We start from the raw sequence: 20,450 nt of genomic DNA on the forward strand, positions 1-20,450 counted from the left end.
GCCCTTTTCTGTTCTGTCCCGCTGACCATCCCACCGCGTGCTCAACCGCCCGATGGCCTGCCCCGCACTTTGTGTTGCCTTGCTGCACTGCATCGCATCACCTCCTGCGCACACCGCCGGTGGCACCGGCCACGGCCCCTGCGGCGTCCGGGATCACCGTGGTGACACCCCGCAACCGCAGCGCATAACCCCCGGCGTGGCGCAAGTCGGCCGACTCCAGCGCATCCACACGCCGCCCGTACTGCGCCGCCACCTGGGTCAGCGTGCGCGCAAACCGCTGCGTGCGCTGCACCACCTCTTCGGGGGTGCCACCGCCCAGCTCCACCACGGCATCGCTGTCCAGCCGCGCACGCCAGCCACCCCGGCCAGTGAGCTCCAGCTCTTCCACCTCCAGCCCCAGCGGCCGGAAAACGGGCTGCAGCAGCCCCACCATCTTCAGAGCCTCGGCAGATGAGCCCTGGGGGCCGAGCAGCCGCGGCAGTCCCTCCTGCTCGACATCGCCCACGTTGGCCTCGAACACCTCGCCGTGGCTGTTGACCATGGCCGAGCCGGATTCCGGCCCCCAGAACGCCACAGCGTCGTGCTCCTGCAGCTCCACCCGCAGGCTGGCGGGGTACACACGGCGCACCTGGGCGCTGCGCACCCAGGGAACCTGCTCGAAGGCCTCGCGGGCGGTGCGCAAGTCCACCGTGAAGAAGTTGCCCACCAGGTGCGGCCCCACATTGGCCCGCAGCGTGACGGCGTTGTTGTGCACCAGCTCGCCCTGCACCACGATGCGCGCAATCGCAAAGCCCGGATAGCGCAGCACCCACCATGCCCCCGCTGCCAGCACGGCCAGGGCGAAGCCCACGAACAGGACCGACGCGGTCAGGTTCATGAGCTTGACGTCCAGGGGTGCGGGCAGGGTGCTGGTCATCAGACAGCCTTTGGCCTTGCGGGCGTATCCAATGCCGCGCTCGCCAGAATGCGCAGGCACAGTTCTTCGTAGCTGATGCCCGAGGCCCTTGCCGACATGGGCACAAGCGAGTGGCCCGTCATGCCCGGCGAGGTGTTCATCTCCAGCAAGAAAGGCTTGCGGTCGCTGGCGCGGATCATCAGGTCGGCACGGCCCCAGCCCCGGCAGCCAAGCGCGCGGTAGGCCTCCAGCACGATGCGCTGGATCTCGCGCTCCTCGGCTTCGGGCAGGCCGCTCGGGCACTGGTACTTCACATCGTCGGTGAAGTACTTGTTCTGGTAGTCGTAGGCACCATCAGGCGCCACGATGCGGATCACCGGCAACGCGCGGGCACCGGCGCCCTGGCCCAGCACGGGGCAGGTGACTTCTTCACCCTCAATGAATTCCTCGCACAACACGTCGGGGTCGTACCGGGCCGACAGCTGCACGGCCTCTTGCATGTCCGAATAGCCGCGCACCTTGGTCACGCCGATGGACGATCCTTCGCGGGGCGGTTTGACGATGAGCGGCAGGCCCAGCTCATCGGGCACGGTACGCACCACTTCGCGCTGCTGCCGGTCGGGGGCCAGCCACACGTAGCGGGGCGTGGGCAGGCCCTCGGCCAGCCACACCCGCTTGGTCATGACCTTGTCCATGGCGATGCTGGACGCCATCACGCCCGGGCCGGTGTACGGGATACCCAGCAGTTCGAGCGCGCCCTGCACCGTGCCGTCTTCGCCATGGCGACCATGCAGTGCGATGAAGCAGCGCGCATAGCCGTCGCGCTTCAGGTCGCCCAGCGCGTTCTGCGCCGGGTCGAAGGCATGGGCATCCACCCCGCGCGAGCGCAGCGCCTGCAGCACGCCGCTGCCCGACATGAGCGAGACCTCGCGCTCGGCCGAGTCGCCGCCCATGAGCACGGCCACCTTGCCCAGGGATTTCACATCAATATTGGAATCAAAAGAGGTCATACCGCGCTCCCCTTCAGCGCTTTAAGCTCACTATTTTGTAGCAAATCTACCACCTTGCCCGGCACTGCACCGATGGAGCCGGCCCCCATGCACATCACCACGTCGCCATCCTTGGCGTTGTCGGCGATGGCCTGGGGCAGGTCGACCACGTTGTCGATGAATACGGGCTCCACCCGGCCCGCCACGCGCAGCGCGCGCGCCAGCGAACGGCCATCGGCCGCCACCACCGGCGCCTCGCCCGCTGCATACACTTCGGTCAGCAGCACGGCGTCGGCGTTGCCGATGACCTTCACAAAATCTTCGAAACAGTCGCGCGTGCGGCTGTAGCGGTGCGGCTGAAAGGCCAGCACCAGGCGGCGGCCCGGGAATGCACCGCGTGCAGCTGCCAGCGTGGCGGCCATCTCCACCGGGTGGTGGCCGTAGTCGTCGATCACGGTGAACGTACCGCCGTCCTTCGCGGGCAGTTCGCCATAGCTCTGGAAGCGCCGGCCCACGCCCTTGAAGCCTGCCAGCGCGCGCTGCACGGCTTCGTCGGGGATGTTCAGCTCCACCGCCACGGCAATGGCCGACAGCGCATTGAGCACGTTGTGTTCGCCCGCGAGGTTGAGCACGATCTCCATGTCGGGCAGCGTGACGCCGTTGCGCCGCTGCACCGTGAAGCGCATCTGGCCTGCCTCGGCCCGCACGTTGATGGCGCGCACCTGGGCGTCTTCCGAGAAGCCGTAGCTGGTGATCGGGCAGGTCACGCTCTGCAGGATGTCGCGCACGGCAGGGCTGTCCACACACAGGATGGCCGTGCCGTAGAACGGCATGCGGTGCAGGAAATCGACAAACGCGCCCTTGAGTCGGCCGAAGTCGTGGCCGTAGGTCTCCATGTGGTCGGCGTCGATGTTGGTGACCACCGCCATCACAGGCAGCAGGTTCAGGAACGACGCGTCGGACTCATCGGCCTCGACCACGATGTAGTCGCCACTGCCCAGCTTGGCATTGGCGCCCGCGCTGTTGAGCTTGCCGCCGATCACAAAGGTCGGGTCCAGCCCGGCCTCGGCCAGAACGCTGGTCACGAGGCTCGTGGTGGTGGTCTTGCCGTGTGTGCCCGCAATGGCAATGCCCTGCTTGAGGCGCATCAGCTCGGCCAGCATCAGTGCGCGCGGCACCACGGGAATCTTCTTCTCGCGTGCGGCCAGCACTTCGGGGTTGTCGGGTGTGACCGCGGTGGACGTGACCACGGCATCCGCGCCGTCGATGTGCGCCGCAGCATGGCCCAGGCAGGTCTGGATGCCCAGGCCCTGCAGGCGGCGCAGCGTGGCGCTGTCGGCCAGGTCCGAGCCCGAGATGCGGTAGCCCAGGTTGAACAGCACTTCGGCAATGCCACTCATGCCGGCGCCGCCCAGGCCTACGAAATGGATATGTCGAATGGCGTGTTTCATGGTTGGGCCAACTCCTCGCAGGCAGTCACCACTTCGCGGGTGGCGTTGATTTTTTGCATGTTTTTGGCCTTCTGCGCGCTATCCACCAACGTGGAGCGCTCTAAATTCAATAGCATCTGCGACAGCCCTTCGGGCGTGAGGTCGCGCTGCTGCACCAGCCAGCCGCCGCCCGCATCCACGAGGAACTGCGCGTTGGTGGTCTGGTGGTCGTCCACGGCCGAGGGGAAGGGCACAAAAATGGACGCGGCCCCCACGGCGGCAATTTCGGTCACGGTGCTGGCACCGGCACGGCAGACGATGATGTCGGCGGTGGCAAACGCGCTGGCCGTGTCGTCGATGAACGGCGTGCATTCGGCCTCGACCCCGGCCGCCGCATAGTTGGCGCGCAAGGCGTCGATCTGCGTGGCGCCGCTCTGGTGGACCACGGTGGGCCGTTTTTCGGCAGGCATCAACGCCACGGCCTGCGGCACGATCTCGTTGAGCGCACGCGCGCCCAGGCTGCCCCCCACCACCAGCAGGCGCAGCGGGCCGCTGCGGCCCGCAAACCGCTCGGCCGGGCCAGGCTGCTGCGTGAAGGCGGTGCGCAGCGGGTTGCCCACCCACTGCCCCTGCTTGAACACATTGGGAAAGGCGGTGAACACGCGGTCGGCCACTCCAGCCAGCACCTTGTTGGCCATGCCGGCCACCGAGTTCTGCTCGTGCAGCACCAGGGGCTTGCCCGCTAGCACGCCCATCATCCCGCCCGGAAAGGTGATGTAGCCACCCAGGCCCACCACCACATCGGGCTTGACGCGGCGCACCACCTGCAGCGCCTGCCAGAACGCGCGCAGCAGGCGCAGCGGCAGCAGGGCCAGCGTAGCGATGCCTTTGCCGCGCACACCCGAAAAATCGATGAGTTCCAGCGCAAAACCGTGCTGCGGCACGATGCGCGACTCCATGCTGCCAGGCGCGCCCAGCCAGTGCACGCGCCAGCCACGTGCGCGCAGCTCTTCGGCCACGGCAAGGCCGGGGAAGATGTGGCCGCCGGTGCCGCCGGCCATGATGAGGGCGGTCTTCTGCGCGCTCATACGCGACCTCCCCTCATGAGGCACTGCGTGCCTGGCATTGCTTGCGCAATGCACCGCTTGTTTTTGTGAAACAAACTTCTCATACGCGGCCTCCGCGCATCGAATGCTCCGCATTCGGCAGCGTTGAAACGCTGCTGCAGCTTGTTTTGATGAAACAAACTTCTCATACGCGGCCTCCGCGCATGAGAAGCTTGTTTTCATAGTCCACCCTGAGAACCACTGCCAGCGCCACGAGATTCATCAGGATCGCCGACCCGCCAAAACTCATCAGCGGCAGCGTGAGCCCCTTGGTCGGCAAGGCGCCCAGGTTCACGCCCATGTTGATGAAGGCCTGGAAGCCGATCCAGATCGCCACGCCCTGCGCGACGAGGCCGGAGAACACGCGGTCCAGCGCAATCGCCTGGCGGCCGATGTGCATGATGCGGCGGATCATCCAGAAGAACAGCACGATGAGGGCCAGCACACCCACCAGACCAAATTCCTCGCCAATCACGGCCAGCAGGAAGTCGGTGTGGGCCTCTGGCAGCCAGTGCAGCTTTTCCACACTGCCGCCCAGGCCCACGCCAAAAATCTCGCCCCGCCCGATGGCGATCAGCGAGTGCGACAGCTGGTAGCCCTTGCCCAGCGCGTGCTGTTCGCTGAACGGATCGAGGTAGGCAAACACGCGCTCACGCCGCCAGGGCGAGCTGGCGATCATGATGGCGAAAGCGCCCACCAGAACGCCTGCGATCAGGAAGAACATGCGGGCATTGACGCCACCCAGGAACAGGATGCCCATGGCGATCACCGCCACCACCATGAAGGCGCCCATGTCGGGCTCGGCCAGCAGCAGCACCCCCACGATGGCCACGGCCGCGCCCATGGGCAGCACGGCGCGGAAGAAGCGTTCCTTCACTTCCATCTTGCGCACCATGTAGTCGGCGGCGTAGATGAGCACGGCAAACTTGGCCACCTCGGACGGCTGAAAGCCGATGGGCCCGATGGACAGCCAGCGCCGCGCGCCATTGACCACCTTGCCCACGCCGGGGATCAGCACCGCCACCAGCAGCAGCAGCGCCACCACAAACAGCCAGGGCGCGACCCGCTCCCACAGCGCCATGGGCACCTGGAACGCCAGCAGCGCCGCCACAAAACCTACCACCAGATACATCATGTGGCGCGTGAGGAAATGGGTGGGCGAGTAGTTGGCAAACCGGGGGTTGTCCGGCATCGCAATCGACGCCGAATACACCATCACCAGCCCCCAGGCGAGCAATGCCACCACCACCCACAGCAGGGTCTGGTCAAAGCCCAGCACACTCGCGGGCGTACTGGACGACTGGCGGTACTCGGTGCCGCCCACACGCACGGGCAGCACATCGGCCGCCTTGCCGGGCAGGCCGCCGAACCAGCCGGTCAGGCGTTGCAAGAGGTTGCTGGCGGGTGCGGTCATGCCATGCCCTCCGCCGACTGGCCGGCATCGTCGGCCATGGACCGCACCGTGTCGCAGAAAACCTGGGCACGGTGTTCGTAGTCCTTGAACATGTCAAAACTGGCACAGGCGGGCGACATCAGCACCGCGTCGCCCGCATGGGCGCGCTGGGCGGCCAGTGCCACGGCCTCGGGCAGCGTGGAGGCATCCAGCAGCGCCACGCCGGTGTCCTGCAGCGCGGTGCGGATCAGGGGCGCATCGCGGCCGATCAGCACCACGGCGCGCGCATAGCGCGCCACGGGGGCAGCCAGCGGTGCAAAGTCCTGCCCCTTGCCCTCGCCGCCCAGGATGACCACCAGGCGGCGCTCAGCGCCCAGCCCGACCAGGGCGGCCGCCGTGGCGCCCACGTTGGTGCCCTTGCTGTCGTCGAAATACTCGACGCCCTGGATGATGGCCACGGGCTCCACACGGTGGGGTTCGCCCCGGTATTCGCGCAGGCCGTACAGCATAGGCGCCAGCGGGCAGCCGGTGGCCGAGGCCAGGGCCAGCGCAGCGAGTGCATTGGTGGCGTTGTGGCGCCCCCGGATGCGCAGCGCATCGGCGGGCATGAGCCGCTGAATGTGCAGGTCTTCCTCCACCTCATTGCGGCCGCGCTTGCGGGTTTCGTCAGCGTCCATGGCGCGCACCAGCCAGGGCATGCCGCTCACGACCTCGATGCCGAAGTCGCCCGGGCGCCGGGGCATGTCGGCACCAAAGGTGATGTGGGCACGCACCTGGGGCTTTTGCAGCTTGACCTTGACGGGCGGGGGCAGCATGCCCATCACAGCGCTGTCTTCGCGGTTCAGCACCATGAGCCCGGTCTGGCCGAAGATGCGGGCCTTGGCGGCCGCATAGGCCTCGATGCTGCCGTGCCAGTCCAGGTGATCCTGGGTGATGTTGAGCACGGTAGCGGCCGTGGGCTCGAAACCGGTGACGCCATCGAGCTGGAAGCTCGACAGCTCCAGCACCCACACCTCGGGCAGCGTGCCCGCATCCAGGTGCGTGGCCAGCGTGTCCAGCAGCGTGGGGCCGATGTTGCCCGCCACCGCCACGCTTTTGCCGGCGCGCTCCACCAGCTGCCCGGTGAGCGAGGTCACGGTGGTCTTGCCGTTGGTGCCGGTGATGGCCAGCACCGCAGGCGCGTACGCATGCGAGGCGCGCAGCGCGGCCAGCGCATCGGAGTACAAGCTCAATTCGCCCCCTGTGCGCACCCCATTTGCCTCAGCAGCTCCCAAAACAGGAGCAACCTGCTGTGGACTCAGCCCGGGCGAGCGGTAGACGGCCTGCAGGTTCTGCCCCACCACCAGGCTGGCATCAAAGGCGCCTGCCACAAAGCGGACCTGGGGCATCTCCTGCTGCAGCGCAGGCAGTTGGGGTGGGGCGGCGCGGGTGTCGGCCACGGTGACCTGTGCCCCGCAGCGCACACACCAGCGTGCCATGGCCATGCCCGAGGCCCCCAGGCCCAGGATCAGGATGTTCTGGCCCTGCAGCAGCTGGGCCATGGCCTCCGCGGCGCTCACCAGGGGTTCCGCGGGTGCGGCTTCCTCCCCCACGTCCGCGTCTTGCACGGCATCGGGCTCGGCAGCGGCGGGCCCTTCGGGAGCAGACACCTCGGCAAAAATCTGCGCCACAAAATCGGCAGCGGCCTTGGCCGCCGAGACGGCAGGCACGGCCTCAGGGTTCCAGGCGGCGCTGGGGGCTGGGGCCGTGGCGGCAGGGGCCTCGGTGGCGGGCGATGGAGCCTCGGTATCGGAAGAAGGCTTCAGTTCAAGAGCCGGCTCTTCGGGCTGGCCCATGTCCGTATCCACACTGGCATCTACATCCGCTTCGGCGGCCGGAGTTGTGGGTAACTCGGGCGGCGCCATCCCATCGGGCGTGGGCCCGGCGCTTGCAGCACCGGGCGCGCCCACCCCCAGCCCCGCCTCGGTCGGCGTTGCCTCAGGCACATCCGGAGTGCCAGGGACGGTGGAGGGATCGTTCGGGTTCATCGCAGTTTCAGGGTGGACAGGCCAATCAGGCACAGCAGCATGGTGATGATCCAGAAGCGCACGACGACCTGCGTTTCCTTCCAGCCGCTCTTTTCAAAATGGTGGTGCAGCGGCGCCATCTTCAGCAGACGACGGCCTTCGCCATAGCGCTTCTTGGTGTACTTGAACCAGGTCACCTGCAGCATCACCGACAGGGCCTCGACCACAAAGATGCCGCCCATGATGGCCAGCACAATCTCTTGCCGCACGATCACGGCGATGGTGCCCAGCGCGCCGCCCAGCGCCAGCGCGCCCACGTCGCCCATGAACACCTGCGCAGGGTGGGCGTTGAACCACAAAAACGCCAGGCCCGCACCGGCCATGGCGGCGCAGAAGATCAGCAGCTCGCCCGAGCCCGGGATGTGCGGGAAGAACAGGTACTTGGAGTACACCGCGCTGCCGGTGACATAGGCGAACACGCCCAGGGCCGAGCCCACCATCACCACGGGCATGATGGCCAGGCCGTCCAGGCCGTCGGTCAGGTTCACCGCGTTGCTCGAACCCACGATGACAAGGTAGGTCAGGACCACGAAGCCCAGCACGCCCAGCGGGTAGCTGATCTCCTTGAAGAACGGCAGCTGCAACCCGGCCTTGGGGGGCAGGTCGAGAGAAAAGCCCGACTGCACCCAGGCCACGAACAGCTCCCACACCTTGGCGTTGGAGCTTTCAGAAATGCTGAATGCGAGGTACAGCGCAGCGATCAGGCCGATCACCGATTGCCAGAAGTACTTCTCGCGCGAGCGCATGCCCTCGGGGTCCTTGTTGACCACCTTGCGCCAGTCATCCACCCAGCCGATGGCACCGAATCCGAGCGTGACGATGAGCACGATCCAGACAAAGCGGTTGGACAGGTCGAACCACAGCAAAGTGGAGATCGCGATCGACAGCAGGATCAGCACGCCGCCCATGGTGGGCGTGCCGCTCTTGGACAGGTGCGACTGCATCGCATAGCCCCGGATGGGCTGGCCGATCTTGAGCGAAGTGAGGATGCGGATCACCTTGGGGCCCGCCACCAGGCCGATGAGCAGCGCCGTCATGGCCGCCATCACTGCGCGGAAGGTGAGGTACTGGAACACGCGGAAAAAGCCGAACTCGGGCGACAGCCCTTGCAGCCATTGCGACAGCATCAGCAGCATGCGGCACCTCCGGCCAGGGCGGGCACCACGCAGGCAATGTCAATGTGTTGCGCCATGGGGTCCCTCCAGTGATTCCATCGTCTTTTGTTGTTGTTCTGTGGGTGGTGCAGTGGCGGCAACGGCCCCCACCACCTGTTCCATCTTCATGAATCGCGATCCCTTGACCAGCACGCTGCCCACCGTGGGCAGGGCCTGGCGCACCGCATCCAGCAGTGCGCCCATCTCGTTGAAATGCCGGGCGCCGCTGCCGTAGGCCGAAGCCGCGTGCACCGACTGCGCACCCAGCGCAAACAGCAGAGGAATACCCGCCGAGTGGGCGAGTGCCCCGGCCTCTGCGTGGAACTCCGGCCCCTGGTCGCCCACCTCGCCCATGTCGCCCATCACCAGCAACTGCGGGCCGGGCAGTTCGGCCAGCACCTCGATGGCGGCGCGCATGGAGTCGGGGTTGGCGTTGTAGGTGTCATCCACCACCGTGACCTCGCGGCCCGCCACCGCCACGCTGAACGCGCGCGAGCGGCCCTTGACCGGCGTGAAGTCGCGCAGCCCCTGGGCGATGGCGGCCAGCGGTGCGCCCGCGGCCAGCGCGCAGGCGGTGGCGGCCAGGGCGTTGGTCACGTTGTGGCGGCCGGCAATGTGCAGGCGGGTGGCGACTTCACCCCGGGGCGTGGCAATGGCCACCGCCCAGGCGCCACGCTCCCAGACCGCGCGCGCGCAGCGGACATCGCCGCCCTCGCCAAACGTGAGTGCGCGGCGGCCCGGCTGCGCCAATGCCAGCGACTGCCACAGGCCCGTGTAGGCATCGCCCGCCGGGAACACCGCCACGCCATCGGCGGGCAGGCTGGCAAACACCGAGCCGTTCTCGCGTGCCACGGCCTCGACGGTGTGCATGAACTCCAGATGCTCGCGCTGAGCGTTGTTGACCAGTGCCACCGTGGGCCGCGCCATGGCCGCGAGCTGGGCAATTTCGCCCGGGTGGTTCATGCCCATCTCGATCACGGCGGCGCGGTGTACGGGAGTGAGGCGCAGCAGCATCAGCGGCACGCCAATGTCGTTGTTGAAATTGCCCTGGGTGGCAAAGGCTGCCTCGCCCTGCCAGGCGCGCAGGATGAACGCAATCATCTGCGTCACCGTGGTCTTGCCGTTGCTGCCCGTCACACCGATCAGTGGCAGGTTGAACTGCGCGCGCCAGCCCGTGGCCAGCGCCCCCAGGGCGGCCAGGCTGTCGGGCACCTCAATGCCCGGCAGGCCCGCTGCCGCGAGGCCGCCATGGGCAATGGCCGCTGCAGCGCCCCCGGCGCGTGCATCGGCCAGGAAGGCATTGGCGTCAAAGCGCTCGCCCTTGAGCGCCACGAACAAATCGCCCGGCTGCAGGGTGCGCGTGTCGGTGTGCACGCGGGCCAGGGCCGTGGCGCCCTCGCCCACCAGGCGCGCGGCAGGGGTCTGCGGCTGCAGCAGCGCCAGGGCTTGTTGCAGGGTGAGCATGGTGCCGGGGGTGGCGCTCATGGGCGGGCTCCTCGGGCCTGCAGCGCACCAAGCGCATGGGCCATGTCGGAGAACGGCTGGTGCACACCCGCCGTCTCCTGGGTGTTTTCATGACCCTTGCCAGCAATCAGCACCACATCGGCAGGCGCGGCGGCGGCCACGGCCAGGGCGATGGCGGCAGCGCGGTCGGGCTCGGCCTGCACAGCGGTGCTGGCAATGGTGCCTTGCAGGATCTGGTGCAGGATGGCGGCGGGGTCTTCGCTGCGCGGGTTGTCGCTGGTCACGACCACCTGGTCGGCCTGCTGCTGCGCCACGGCGCCCATCAGCGGACGCTTGCCCGCATCGCGGTCGCCACCACAGCCAAAAACGCACCACAGCTGCCCGCCACGCTCGGCAGCGATGGGGCGCAAAGCTTGCAGGGCCTTTTCCAGGGCATCGGGCGTGTGGGCGTAGTCCACAGCCACCAGGGGCTGGCCGCTCTGGTGGATCTGCTCCATGCGGCCCGGCACAGGCGAGAGCTGGGCGCAGGCGTACAGCGCGTGCTCCAGCGGCACGCCCAGCGCGCGCAGCCCGGCAAGCACGCCCAGCAGGTTGGAAACGTTGTACAGCCCGATCACGCGCGTCTGCAGCACATGCGCCTGCACGCCTTCGGCCACGGTGAAGCGCAGGCCACCATCGCCCATGCCGATGTCGCGCGCCGCCAGCCGGGCAGGGCCGGTGATGGAAACACTCCACAGATCCAGGTTGCGCCCGGCGAGCGCGGTGTGCAGCTCGGCCCCGCGTGCATCGTCGATGTTGACCACGGCGGCCTGCAGGCCCGGCCAGTCGAACAGCATGCTCTTGGCCTGCCAGTAGGCGGCCATGCCCGCGTGGTAGTCCAGGTGGTCCTGCGTGAAGTTGGTGAACAACGCCACCCGGATGCGGGTGCCCACCATCCGGTGTTCGGCGAGACCAATGGACGAGGCCTCGATGGCGCAGGCGCCACGGCCCGCATCGGCAAACTGGCGGAACGCGCGCTGCAGGCGGACCGGGTCGGGCGTGGTCATGCCCGTGCTGGTGAGCGCTGGGGGCGTTCCCATGCCCAAAGTGCCTACCAGCGCGCAACCACCTTGTCCGAATAGCTCATTTTTCGATAGCACATTGAGGGCTTCAGCCAGCCACCAGCTGGTGCTGGTCTTGCCGTTGGTACCCGTCACGGCGAGCACGTCCAGGCTCTGCGTGGGGTGCTCGAACCAGTCGGCGGCAATGAGGCCCGTGGCGGCCTTCAGCCCGTGCAGTGCGGCAACGGGCAACCCCGCCAGCGCAAATGCTTCGGCACCTTCGTGCTCCACCAGACAGGCCACGGCCCCGCGTGCCAGCGCATCGCCAATGTGCGCGCGGCCGTCGGTGGCGGCACCGGGCCAGGCGATGAAACCATCGCCCGGGCGGATCTGGCGGCTGTCGGTCTGCAGCGTGCCCGTGACACGCTCGCGCAGCCAGGCCACGGCGTCGTGCACCGAGGTGAGCAGGGGCAGTGGTGTGGCCGTCACAGCGACTCCTCCACCGCGTTGGCCACAATCTGCGGCTTGACGGCCATGTCGGGCTGCACGCCCATCATGCGCAGTGTCTGCTGCACCACTTCGCTGAACACCGGCGCGGCCACGGCGCCGCCGTAGTACACGCCGTTGCTGGGCTCGTCGATCATCACGGCCACCACGATGCGCGGCTTGTCGATGGGCGCCATGCCGGTGAACCAGGCGCGGTACTTGCCCACGGCGTAGTTCTTGCCGACCTGCTTGCGTGCCGTGCCCGACTTGCCGCCCACGGAGTAGCCCACGGTCTGCGCCTTCTGGCCCGTGCCGCCCGGGCCTGCGGCCATCTGCAGCATCTTGCGCACCTGGTCGGCCGTGCGTTCGGAGAACACGGGCACGCCCACGGCAGGCTGCTCGGACTTGAGCATGGTCGCGGGGATCACGCGTCCACTGTTGGCGAACACGGTGTACGAACGCGCCATCTGGAACAGGCTGGCCGACAGGCCGTAGCCATAGGACATGGTGGCCTGCTCCACCGGGCGCCAGGTTTTGTACGGGCGCAGGCGCCCGCTGACCGCACCGGGGAAGTCGATCTGCGGCTTCTGGCCAAAACCTGCGGCCGAGAAGGTCTCCCACATCTCGCGCGCGGGCATCTGCATGGCGAGCTTGGTGGTGCCCACGTTGCTGGATTTCTGGATCACGCCTTCCACCGTGAGCACGCCGTAGTTGTGCGTGTCCGAAATGGTGGAGCCCGTGATGTTGATGCGGCCGGGCGTGGTGTCCACCACGGTCTCGGGCCGCACCCGGCCGCTTTCGAGCGCCAGGCCGATGGTGATGGGCTTCATGGTCGAGCCCGGCTCGAAGGTGTCGGTGAGCGCACGGTTGCGCAGCTGCTCGCCGGTCAGGTTCTGGCGCTTGTCGGGCACGTAGCTGGGGTAGTTGGCCAGTGCCAGCACCTCGCCCGTGTGGGCATCGAGCACCACCACGCTGCCGGCCTTGGCCTTGTGCGCCGTGACCTGGTCGCGCAGCTTCTGGTACGCAAAGAACTGCACCTTGCTGTCGATGGACAGCTGCATGTCCCTGCCGTCCACCGGCGGCACAGTCTCGCCCACGCCCTCGACCACGCGGCCCAGGCGGTCCTTGATCACCCGGCGCGAGCCCGGCTTGCCCGCCAAGTCCTTGTTGAAGGCCAGCTCCATGCCTTCCTGGCCATGGTCTTCCACGTTGGTGAAACCCACCACGTGGGCAGCGGCCTCGCCCTCGGGGTACTGGCGCTTGTATTCCTTGCGCTGGTAGATGCCCTTGATGTCGAGCTTGGCGATCTGCTGGCCCACGTCCCAGTCGAGCTGGCGTTTGACCCAGACGAAGGTCTTGTCCTCGTCGGCCAGCTTTTTCATCAGCTCGGCCTGGGGCATGTCGAGCAGCTTGGCCAGCTGCTTGAGCTTGGCGCGCACCTCGGGCTTGTCCTGGTCTACATCCTCGGGGATGGCCCAGATGCTGGCCGCCGGTACGCTGGACGCCAGGATCAGGCCGTTGCGATCCAGGATCTTGCCGCGGTTGGCGGGCAGCTCCAGCGTGCGGGCAAACCGCACCTCGCCCTGGCGCTGGAAGAAGGCATTGCCGAACACCTGCACATAGGCCGCACGCGCGCCCAGGCCCACAAAGCCCAGCGCGATCATCGCCACGATGAACTTGCTGCGCCAGACAGGTGTCTTGCTGGCCAGCAGGGGGCTTGCGGTGTAGACCACGCTGCGGCTCATGGCTGTGCACTCCCGGGCTGCGCCGCCGCGCTGGCCGCCGCGACCGCCGCACCCTGCGGGTCGGACACGTACTGCGTGATGGCCGGAGTGGCCGTGCGCATTTTCAGCTGGTCGCGGGCAATCTTCTCCACGCGCAGCGGCGTGGCCTGCGCACGTTTTTCCACCTGCAGGCGCTGGTGCTCGGTTTCCAGGCGGCGCGCCTCGGCAATCGCGCGGTCCAGTTCGGTGAACAGGCGGCGCGACTCGTACTGGGTGTGTACCAGATAGATGGCACTGGCCAGCACGGCCAGCAACAGGACGAGGTTGAGCCGGGTCATATCAGACGGTGGCAGTGCGTTCGGCCACGCGCATGATCGCGCTGCGTGCGCGGGGGTTCGCCTCAACCTCGGCGGCAGAGGGCTTGATGCGGTCCAGCGCCACGAGCTTCATGGCCTGCGGCTTGGCAAAAGGCGCACGGCGGTCGTACACCTCCTTGGAGTGCTTGGCGATGAACTGCTTGACGATGCGGTCCTCGAGCGAGTGAAAGCTGATCACCACCAGGCGCCCGCCGGGCTGCAGCACCGAGAGGCTGGCTTCTAGCGCCTGTTGCAACTCTTCAAGCTCGGCGTTGATGAAAATCCGAAGAGCTTGAAATGTGCGCGTTGCAGGGTTCTGGCCCGGCTCGCGGGTTTTGACCGCGCCAGCCACGAGATCGGCCAGTTCGGCGGTGGTTGCAAGAGGGCCCCGCTCTTCGCGCCGAGCAACAATCGCCTTTGCAATGGGGCCAGCAAACCGTTCTTCACCGTAGTCACGTATCACCTCCGCAATCTGACCGACTTCGGCCGTGGCCAACCAATCGGCCACGCTTTCGCCGCGCGTGGTGTCCATGCGCATGTCCAGCGGGCCGTCAAAACGGAAACTGAAGCCCCTCTCGGGGCTGTCGATCTGGGGCGAACTCACGCCCAGGTCCATCAGCACGCCAGCGGCGCTTGCGGGCGGCAAATCGGCCAGATGGCGAAAACCCTCGTGCCGAATGGAAAAACGCGCATCGGTGATGCGCGTTGCTTCGGCGATGGCTTCGGGGTCCTTGTCAAACGCGACAAGACGCCCTTGGGGGCCCAGCCGCAGCAGGATGCGCCGCGAGTGCCCTCCCCGCCCGAAGGTGCCGTCCACCCAGGTTCCCGCAGGCTCGGGGCCCGCGCCGCCCAGCAGGGCGTCCACGGCTTCTTCGAGCAGGACGGTGGTGTGTTGCAAAGGAGTGGATGTCATGGTCAGAAGGAGAAGTCCTTGAAGACATCCGGCATCTCGCCCTGCATTGCCTTGGCCTCCTGCTCGTCGTAGGTGGCCTTGTCCCAGAGTTCGAAGTGGTTGCCCATGCCCAGCAGCATGGTGTCCTTGGAAATACCGGCTGCCTCGCGCAGCTCGGGCGAAATCAGCACGCGGCCGGTGGCGTCCATCTCCACGTCCATCGCATTGCCCAGAAAGATGCGCTTCCACCACTGGGCGGACATGGGCAATTGGGCAATGCGCTCGCGGAACTTCTCCCACTCAGGGCGGGGGAACACCATCAGGCAGCCATGCGGGTGTTTGGTGATCGTGAGCTGGCCCGCTGCGGTGGCCGCGAGCACGTCACGATGCCGGGTCGGCACGGACAGCCGACCCTTCGCATCGAGACTTAGCGACGAGGCACCTTGAAACACGGACAGATTCCCAGTTTGGTTTTGCGCCTCGCAGGCCCGGGAGCGGACTTTGAGGGCACTTTTCACCACTTAATTGCACTTTTTTGCACTGTAGCAGGAAAAGCACACCGAACAAGAGGGTGTCCACCAAACTTTGGTAATGAAATCAACAACTTAGGCGCGACTTTGCAGCCCAAAAAGAGCCAAAAGTTGTTGAAAAAGAAGAACTTACGGAAGCCTATGAAAGTGACCTCTCAAGGCTGGGCCGTATCGTCACAGGATGTAGCGCGACAGGTCTTCGTCCTGGCTCAGGGTCTGCAGGCGGGCATCCACGTAAGCCGCATCCACGGTCACCGTCTGCCCCGACAGGCGCGCCGCATCAAAACTGACCTCGTCAAGCAAGCGCTCCATGACGGTGGACAGCCGGCGCGCACCGATGTTTTCGGTGCGCTCGTTCACCTCGAAGGCAATGTGTGCGAGGCGGGTGATGCCTTCGGGCGCAAACTCCAGCGTGACTCCCTCGGTGGCCAGCAACGCCTGGTACTGCTTGACCAGCGAGGCATGGGTCTGCGTGAGGATGGCCTCGAAGTCCTGGACCGACAACGACTCCAGCTCCACACGGATCGGGAAACGCCCCTGCAGCTCCGGGATCAGGTCGCTGGGCTTGGACAGGTGGAACGCGCCCGAGGCGATGAACAGGATGTGGTCCGTCTTGATCATGCCGTACTTGGTGGAGACCGTGGTGCCCTCCACCAGCGGCAGCAGGTCGCGCTGCACTCCCTGGCGGGACACGTCCGCGCCGCTGCTTTCCTGCCGCGCGGCCACCTTATCGATTTCGTCGATGAAGACAATCCCGTTCTGCTCCGCGTTTGCCACCGCGCGGGTCTTGATCTCTTCCTCATTCACGAGCTTGGCAGCCTCTTCGTCGGTGAGCAGCTTCAGCGCTTCCGCGATCTTGAGCTTGCGCGCGCGGCGCCGGTCCTGGCCCAGCTGGCTGAACATGCCGCGCAGCTGCTCGGTCATTTCTTCCATGCCCTGTGGACCCATGATCTCCAGCGGCGCGCGGGCCTCGGCCACATCGATCTCGATCTCCTTGTCGTTCAAGACACCTTCGCGCAGCTTCTTGCGGAACACCTGCCGGGCGGTGCTGTCGGCCGCAGGCTCGGTGCCCGTGGCGGCACGGGCGGGCGGGATGAGCACGTCCAGGATGCGCTCCTCGGCGGCGTCTTCGGCGCGCATGCGCACCTTCTTCATCTCCGCCTCGCGCGTCTGCTTGACGGCCATTTCGGCCAGGTCGCGGATGATGGAATCCACGTCCTTGCCCACATAGCCCACCTCGGTGAACTTGGTGGCCTCGACCTTTATGAAGGGCGCATCGGCCAGCCGCGCCAGGCGCCGCGCGATCTCGGTCTTGCCCACGCCGGTGGGGCCGATCATGAGAATGTTCTTGGGCGTGATCTCGTGGCGCAGGCTGCCTTCGACCTGCTGGCGGCGCCAACGGTTGCGCAGCGCAATGGCCACGGCGCGCTTGGCGCTGGCCTGGCCCACGATGTGGTGGTCGAGTTCGGAGACGATTTCCTGGGGGGTCATGGAGGACATGCGGTGCCTGCCTTCAAATTCAAAGCAAAATCAGCCGTCTGCGCTCAATGGATAAGCGCAAGCAGCTATCAAAATGTGAGTAAACGCACCTCGCCGCCTTACAGCGTCTCGATGGTGTGGTTCATGTTGGTATAGATGCAGAGTTCGCCCGCGATTTCGAGCGACTTCTTCACGATCTCCTGCGCGGACAGATCTGTGTTCACCAGCAGCGCCTTGGCAGCCGAATGCGCGTAGGCGCCGCCCGAACCGATGGCCACGATGCCCTGCTCGGGCTCCAGCACGTCGCCATTGCCGGTGATGATGAGCGAGGCGCTCGCGTCGGCCACGGCCAGCATGGCTTCGAGACGGCGCAGCACACGGTCGGTGCGCCAGTCCTTGGTGAGTTCGATGGCCGCGCGCGTCAGGTGGCCCTGGTGCTTTTCCAGCTTGGCTTCAAACCGCTCGAACAGCGTGAAGGCATCGGCCGTGGCCCCCGCAAAACCCGCCAGCACCTTGCCGTGATAGAGCTTGCGCACCTTGCGCGCCGTGCCCTTGACCACGATGTTGCCCAGGGTGACCTGGCCGTCGCCGCCAATGGCGACCTGGATGCCTGTGGGCGTCTGGCGGCGCACACTGAGGATGGTGGTGCCGTGGAACACCGGGGATTCGCTGTGATTTTCCATAGCCGCGCAAGTGGGGGCACGGCCACCGTTTGCAAGCCAGCAGCCCGTCAATTTTTGCGTGGAACCACCCAGGCGTGCTCGTTGATGCCGATCACGTTGAAGAAAATCGCCACCAGCCGCTGCAGGTTGTGGAACTGCACCACATGGCCATGGCCTTGTTGCTCGGCCGCCCAGTTGAGCACCGAGCCTGCCGCCGCAAAATCCACGCGGATGAGCTTGTCGCAGGCAATGGTCAGGGGCACGCCGGGCCGCAGGAAGGCCTCGAAGGGCTGCAGCAGGGGCGTGGCATCGCCGTCGATGTGGCCACTGAGTTGGGCCACGGGCCCCGACTCCAGCGGCGCGGGTGCGGACAGCTCACCCAGGTCGGAGGCCATGAAGTCGCTGTCGGCCGCCAGGGGCGCTGCACCGGAGGACACACCTTCGTTATCGGAATATCCGCAACGCGGCGACACCCAGGACGGAGGCGAGACCTCGTAGGTCACGCAGTAGTCCAGCGCCACCAGCTCGAACTCGTCGGGCTTGCCCATGAGCCGCATCATGGCCATGCGCAAACGCCACCACTCAGGGCTGTTGGACCGGTCGCCGGACTGGGTTTTGGCGTCAAGCAGGGCATTGAGCTTTTCCACCCCCGAAAACACCAGCTGGCCTTCGCGGTCGGACCACTGCGAGACCAGGTCCGCCAGCAGCGGCACCGCCGCCTCGTCGATGCCGGTGAGGCGCGACCAGGACAGCGTCCAGGGGGAGGCGGCGCGCGCCAGCGAGGCCTGCAGGGCTGCTACCGATGACACCGCCAGGGTCGGGGGCGCATTCCAGCTGAAATCACGGCGCATGCCGGGCGCTGGCGCGGCCTCTGCCGCAGCGGGCGCGGCCGCTGCCGCCATCCCGAGCATCTCCGGCATCGAGAACCACAGGGGGGCCGAGCGGCTGTACTGGGCCGCAAAGTCGATGGCCAGCGCATCAAAACGGTCGTGTTGCCCGGTGGCGCGGTACAGGTCAAACAGCGTCATCCAGATTTCGAGCTGCTGCTCTGGCTCGTCCTGCTGGTGCTGGGCCAGCACATCCAGCAGGCCAGACTCTGCACCCGCATGGTCACCGTTGGCAAACCGGATGGCGGCTTCTTCTAGATCGGGTTCGTGCACGAATTCCTCCGGTTCGAATGCGGTCGCGGGCGCTGCCGCTGGGGCCGCAGGGCTGAAGGACGCCTCGACAGGCTGGTGGTTACCCCCGAGCATCTGTGCATCGGTGCCGCCAAACTTGCCAATGGCCATGCTGTCGTCGGCAAACAGCGGCTGGACTGCGGCCTTGTTGTCCAGCGGCGCAGGCAGGCTGCCGGGGGCCGTGGGGGCATAGGCCCGGGCGTGCGCGGAGTCGGAGGGCTCCGCGCTGGATTCGGGCATCACACCAGGTTGGGTGGGCGCATCGGCCCCTTGCTTACTCTTCCACCACTGCTGCGACATCTGCGCCTCGATCTCGTCGATCTTCTTGAGCGTGACGGCGCGCTCGTCGGGCGAGGCCATGCTGCTTTGAAAAAACGAGGGGCGACCGGCAGCGTCTTCCACGCGCTGGCCTTGCAACACTTCACGCTGGCGCAGCTTGCGCAGCTGATCGAACTCGCGCCGCCGCACAAAGTCGTTGCGGCGCTTGCGCTCGATCATCTCCTTGAGCATCTGCTTGCTGTACTGGCTCTCCCGGTCATCCTGGATGGAGTCCAGCTCCGTCCAGTTGACCGTGGGATTCTTCACGAACCGAACCACCTTCGATAGCAGGCCGCCGGGGGTGGTTTCTTCCTTGCTCATGGCTCAGGGTACAGGGGAGAGTGCGCAGCGATGATCGTCATCAGGCCGTAGGGCCCGATCAGTCTCCGAACATCTTCTGCTTGAGTTCGCGGCGCTGCTGCGCTTCCAGCGACAGGGTGGCCGTGGGACGGGCGATCAGGCGGCCCACACCGATGGGTTCGCCGGTCTCGTCGCAGTAGCCGTAGTCGCCAGCGTCAATGCGGGCGATGGACTGTTCGATCTTCTTGAGCAGCTTGCGCTCGCGGTCGCGTGTGCGCAATTCCAGGGCATGCTCTTCCTCGATCGTGGCGCGGTCGGCCGGGTCGGGCACCACCACGGTGTCTTCCCGCAGGTGTTCGGTGGTTTCGCCAGCGCTGTTGTGGATGTCCTGCTTGAGCTGAACGAGCTTGAGACGGAAAAACGCCATCTGCTTGTCGTTCATGTACTCGCTGTCGGGCATGGCCATGACTTCAGCGTCGGTCAGCTCGGCGGCGGACTTGGTTTTCCAGTTGTTCGCCAGCTTGGGGTCTTTTTTGGCAGCCGTGAAAGTGGGCTGCGCTTGCGCGGTCGTGGGCATGGTATGTAGATAACTGGCTTTGGCAGCGGTGGACGCCACTGCCTGTGCCATGGATGGTACGGTCAATTGGGCCAATCGGGAAGAAGGCCGGGTTGTGCGCACGGGTACCTGCAACTCGGCCGGTGCGGCAGGGCTGGGCGCCGGTGCTGCCACAGCGGGACTGGCCGCCTTGGCCACAACAGCTTTGGGGGCCGCTGCCGCTTTGGGTGCAGCTGCTGCCACTTTGGCCGCAGCGGCTTTGGCGGCTGGCTTGGGCGCCGCCGCAGGGGCTGCAGCGGCGGGCTTGGTTGCCTTCGTGGCCGCCTTGGGTTTGCTGGTGTCGGCTTTCACTTCCTGGTCTCCTCGCTGTACGGGCGGGCCCTTGGCCGCTCTCACGGCCCGGGACTGGTGGCAAGCCTTGGGTGGTTTTAC

17 protein-coding genes are annotated in these 20,450 nt (G+C 66.6%); all 17 read right to left on the reverse strand.

Annotated features, from left to right (window positions below; translation table 11 throughout):
* Positions 1-97 precede the first annotated feature (97 nt).
* The 17 genes from CBY09_RS08910 to dksA all read right to left on the reverse strand — a co-directional run bounded on the left by CBY09_RS08910 (position 98) and on the right by dksA (position 20,369).
* Positions 98-916, reverse strand: coding sequence for a cell division protein FtsQ/DivIB (locus CBY09_RS08910; RefSeq protein ID WP_094288641.1), 819 nt, complete (start codon positions 914-916; stop codon positions 98-100).
* Positions 916-1,905: a D-alanine--D-alanine ligase gene (locus CBY09_RS08915; RefSeq protein ID WP_094288643.1), complete on the reverse strand. Its 990-nt coding sequence runs from the start codon at positions 1,903-1,905 to the stop codon at positions 916-918. The genes CBY09_RS08910 and CBY09_RS08915 overlap by 1 nt, the downstream gene beginning before the upstream one ends.
* Entirely contained in the window at positions 1,902-3,335 is a 1,434-nt protein-coding gene (gene murC / locus CBY09_RS08920; RefSeq protein WP_094288645.1) for a UDP-N-acetylmuramate--L-alanine ligase, read from the reverse strand. The genes CBY09_RS08915 and murC overlap by 4 nt, the downstream gene beginning before the upstream one ends.
* Positions 3,332-4,516: an undecaprenyldiphospho-muramoylpentapeptide beta-N-acetylglucosaminyltransferase gene (gene murG, locus CBY09_RS08925; RefSeq protein ID WP_420807444.1), complete on the reverse strand. Its 1,185-nt coding sequence runs from the start codon at positions 4,514-4,516 to the stop codon at positions 3,332-3,334. Before murG ends, murC begins: the two co-directional genes overlap by 4 nt.
* Positions 4,517-4,565: 49 nt before the next feature.
* Entirely contained in the window at positions 4,566-5,834 is a 1,269-nt protein-coding gene (ftsW, locus tag CBY09_RS08930; protein ID WP_094288650.1) for a putative lipid II flippase FtsW, read from the reverse strand.
* Entirely contained in the window at positions 5,831-7,840 is a 2,010-nt protein-coding gene (murD, locus tag CBY09_RS08935; protein WP_420807445.1) for a UDP-N-acetylmuramoyl-L-alanine--D-glutamate ligase, read from the reverse strand. The genes ftsW and murD overlap by 4 nt, the downstream gene beginning before the upstream one ends.
* Positions 7,837-9,015, reverse strand: a complete 1,179-nt coding sequence (mraY, locus tag CBY09_RS08940) for a phospho-N-acetylmuramoyl-pentapeptide-transferase (RefSeq protein ID WP_094288654.1) — start codon at positions 9,013-9,015, stop codon at positions 7,837-7,839. Before mraY ends, murD begins: the two co-directional genes overlap by 4 nt.
* A gap of 39 nt (positions 9,016-9,054) precedes the next feature.
* Complete coding sequence (locus CBY09_RS08945) at positions 9,055-10,497, reverse strand: UDP-N-acetylmuramoyl-tripeptide--D-alanyl-D-alanine ligase (RefSeq protein ID WP_205734124.1); 1,443 nt, start codon at positions 10,495-10,497, stop codon at positions 9,055-9,057.
* Between the two features lie 17 nt (positions 10,498-10,514).
* Positions 10,515-12,026 (reverse strand): UDP-N-acetylmuramoyl-L-alanyl-D-glutamate--2,6-diaminopimelate ligase, encoded by a 1,512-nt coding sequence (locus CBY09_RS08950; RefSeq protein ID WP_240515655.1) that lies wholly within the window; start codon positions 12,024-12,026, stop codon positions 10,515-10,517.
* Positions 12,023-13,768 (reverse strand): peptidoglycan D,D-transpeptidase FtsI family protein, encoded by a 1,746-nt coding sequence (locus CBY09_RS08955; RefSeq protein ID WP_094288659.1) that lies wholly within the window; start codon positions 13,766-13,768, stop codon positions 12,023-12,025. The genes CBY09_RS08950 and CBY09_RS08955 overlap by 4 nt, the downstream gene beginning before the upstream one ends.
* Positions 13,765-14,085 carry a cell division protein FtsL gene (ftsL, locus tag CBY09_RS08960; protein WP_094288661.1) on the reverse strand — a complete coding sequence of 107 codons (321 nt, stop codon included), beginning with the start codon at positions 14,083-14,085 and terminating at the stop codon, positions 13,765-13,767. Before ftsL ends, CBY09_RS08955 begins: the two co-directional genes overlap by 4 nt.
* Position 14,086: 1 nt before the next feature.
* Positions 14,087-15,016 carry a 16S rRNA (cytosine(1402)-N(4))-methyltransferase RsmH gene (gene rsmH, locus CBY09_RS08965; RefSeq protein ID WP_094288663.1) on the reverse strand — a complete coding sequence of 310 codons (930 nt, stop codon included), beginning with the start codon at positions 15,014-15,016 and terminating at the stop codon, positions 14,087-14,089.
* 2 nt (positions 15,017-15,018) lie between these two features.
* Complete coding sequence (mraZ, locus tag CBY09_RS08970) at positions 15,019-15,447, reverse strand: division/cell wall cluster transcriptional repressor MraZ (RefSeq protein ID WP_063460073.1); 429 nt, start codon at positions 15,445-15,447, stop codon at positions 15,019-15,021.
* Between the two features lie 252 nt (positions 15,448-15,699).
* Positions 15,700-17,025: an ATP-dependent protease ATPase subunit HslU gene (hslU, locus tag CBY09_RS08975; protein WP_094288665.1), complete on the reverse strand. Its 1,326-nt coding sequence runs from the start codon at positions 17,023-17,025 to the stop codon at positions 15,700-15,702.
* Between the two features lie 98 nt (positions 17,026-17,123).
* On the reverse strand, positions 17,124-17,687 hold the full coding sequence (gene hslV / locus CBY09_RS08980; RefSeq protein ID WP_094288667.1) for an ATP-dependent protease subunit HslV: 564 nt from the start codon (positions 17,685-17,687) through the stop codon (positions 17,124-17,126).
* A gap of 47 nt (positions 17,688-17,734) precedes the next feature.
* Complete coding sequence (locus CBY09_RS08985) at positions 17,735-19,483, reverse strand: STAS domain-containing protein (RefSeq protein WP_094288669.1); 1,749 nt, start codon at positions 19,481-19,483, stop codon at positions 17,735-17,737.
* Positions 19,484-19,541: 58 nt separating this feature from the next.
* Positions 19,542-20,369 (reverse strand): RNA polymerase-binding protein DksA, encoded by an 828-nt coding sequence (dksA, locus tag CBY09_RS08990; protein WP_094288671.1) that lies wholly within the window; start codon positions 20,367-20,369, stop codon positions 19,542-19,544.
* Between the last annotated feature and the right edge of the window lie 81 nt (positions 20,370-20,450).

It is taken from the genome of Acidovorax kalamii (assembly GCF_002245625.1).
In the GTDB taxonomy this organism is placed as follows: domain Bacteria; phylum Pseudomonadota; class Gammaproteobacteria; order Burkholderiales; family Burkholderiaceae_C; genus Acidovorax; species Acidovorax kalamii.

Coding starts and splice junctions, on each gene's coding strand:
- CBY09_RS08915 (WP_094288643.1), bottom strand. CDS start 1,905: ATGACCTCTTTTGATTCCAATATTGATGTGAAATCCCTGGGCAAGGTG.
- murC (WP_094288645.1), bottom strand. CDS start 3,335: ATGAAACACGCCATTCGACATATCCATTTCGTAGGCCTGGGCGGCGCC.
- mraY (WP_094288654.1), bottom strand. CDS start 9,015: ATGCTGCTGATGCTGTCGCAATGGCTGCAAGGGCTGTCGCCCGAGTTC.
- CBY09_RS08955 (WP_094288659.1), bottom strand. CDS start 13,768: ATGAGCCGCAGCGTGGTCTACACCGCAAGCCCCCTGCTGGCCAGCAAG.
- rsmH (WP_094288663.1), bottom strand. CDS start 15,016: ATGACATCCACTCCTTTGCAACACACCACCGTCCTGCTCGAAGAAGCC.
- hslU (WP_094288665.1), bottom strand. CDS start 17,025: ATGTCCTCCATGACCCCCCAGGAAATCGTCTCCGAACTCGACCACCAC.
- CBY09_RS08945 (WP_205734124.1), bottom strand. CDS start 10,497: ATGCTCACCCTGCAACAAGCCCTGGCGCTGCTGCAGCCGCAGACCCCT.
- ftsW (WP_094288650.1), bottom strand. CDS start 5,834: ATGACCGCACCCGCCAGCAACCTCTTGCAACGCCTGACCGGCTGGTTC.
- murD (WP_420807445.1), bottom strand. CDS start 7,840: ATGAACCCGAACGATCCCTCCACCGTCCCTGGCACTCCGGATGTGCCT.
- CBY09_RS08910 (WP_094288641.1), bottom strand. CDS start 916: ATGACCAGCACCCTGCCCGCACCCCTGGACGTCAAGCTCATGAACCTG.
- murG (WP_420807444.1), bottom strand. CDS start 4,516: ATGCGGAGCATTCGATGCGCGGAGGCCGCGTATGAGAAGTTTGTTTCA.
- hslV (WP_094288667.1), bottom strand. CDS start 17,687: ATGGAAAATCACAGCGAATCCCCGGTGTTCCACGGCACCACCATCCTC.
- ftsL (WP_094288661.1), bottom strand. CDS start 14,085: ATGACCCGGCTCAACCTCGTCCTGTTGCTGGCCGTGCTGGCCAGTGCC.
- CBY09_RS08985 (WP_094288669.1), bottom strand. CDS start 19,483: ATGAGCAAGGAAGAAACCACCCCCGGCGGCCTGCTATCGAAGGTGGTT.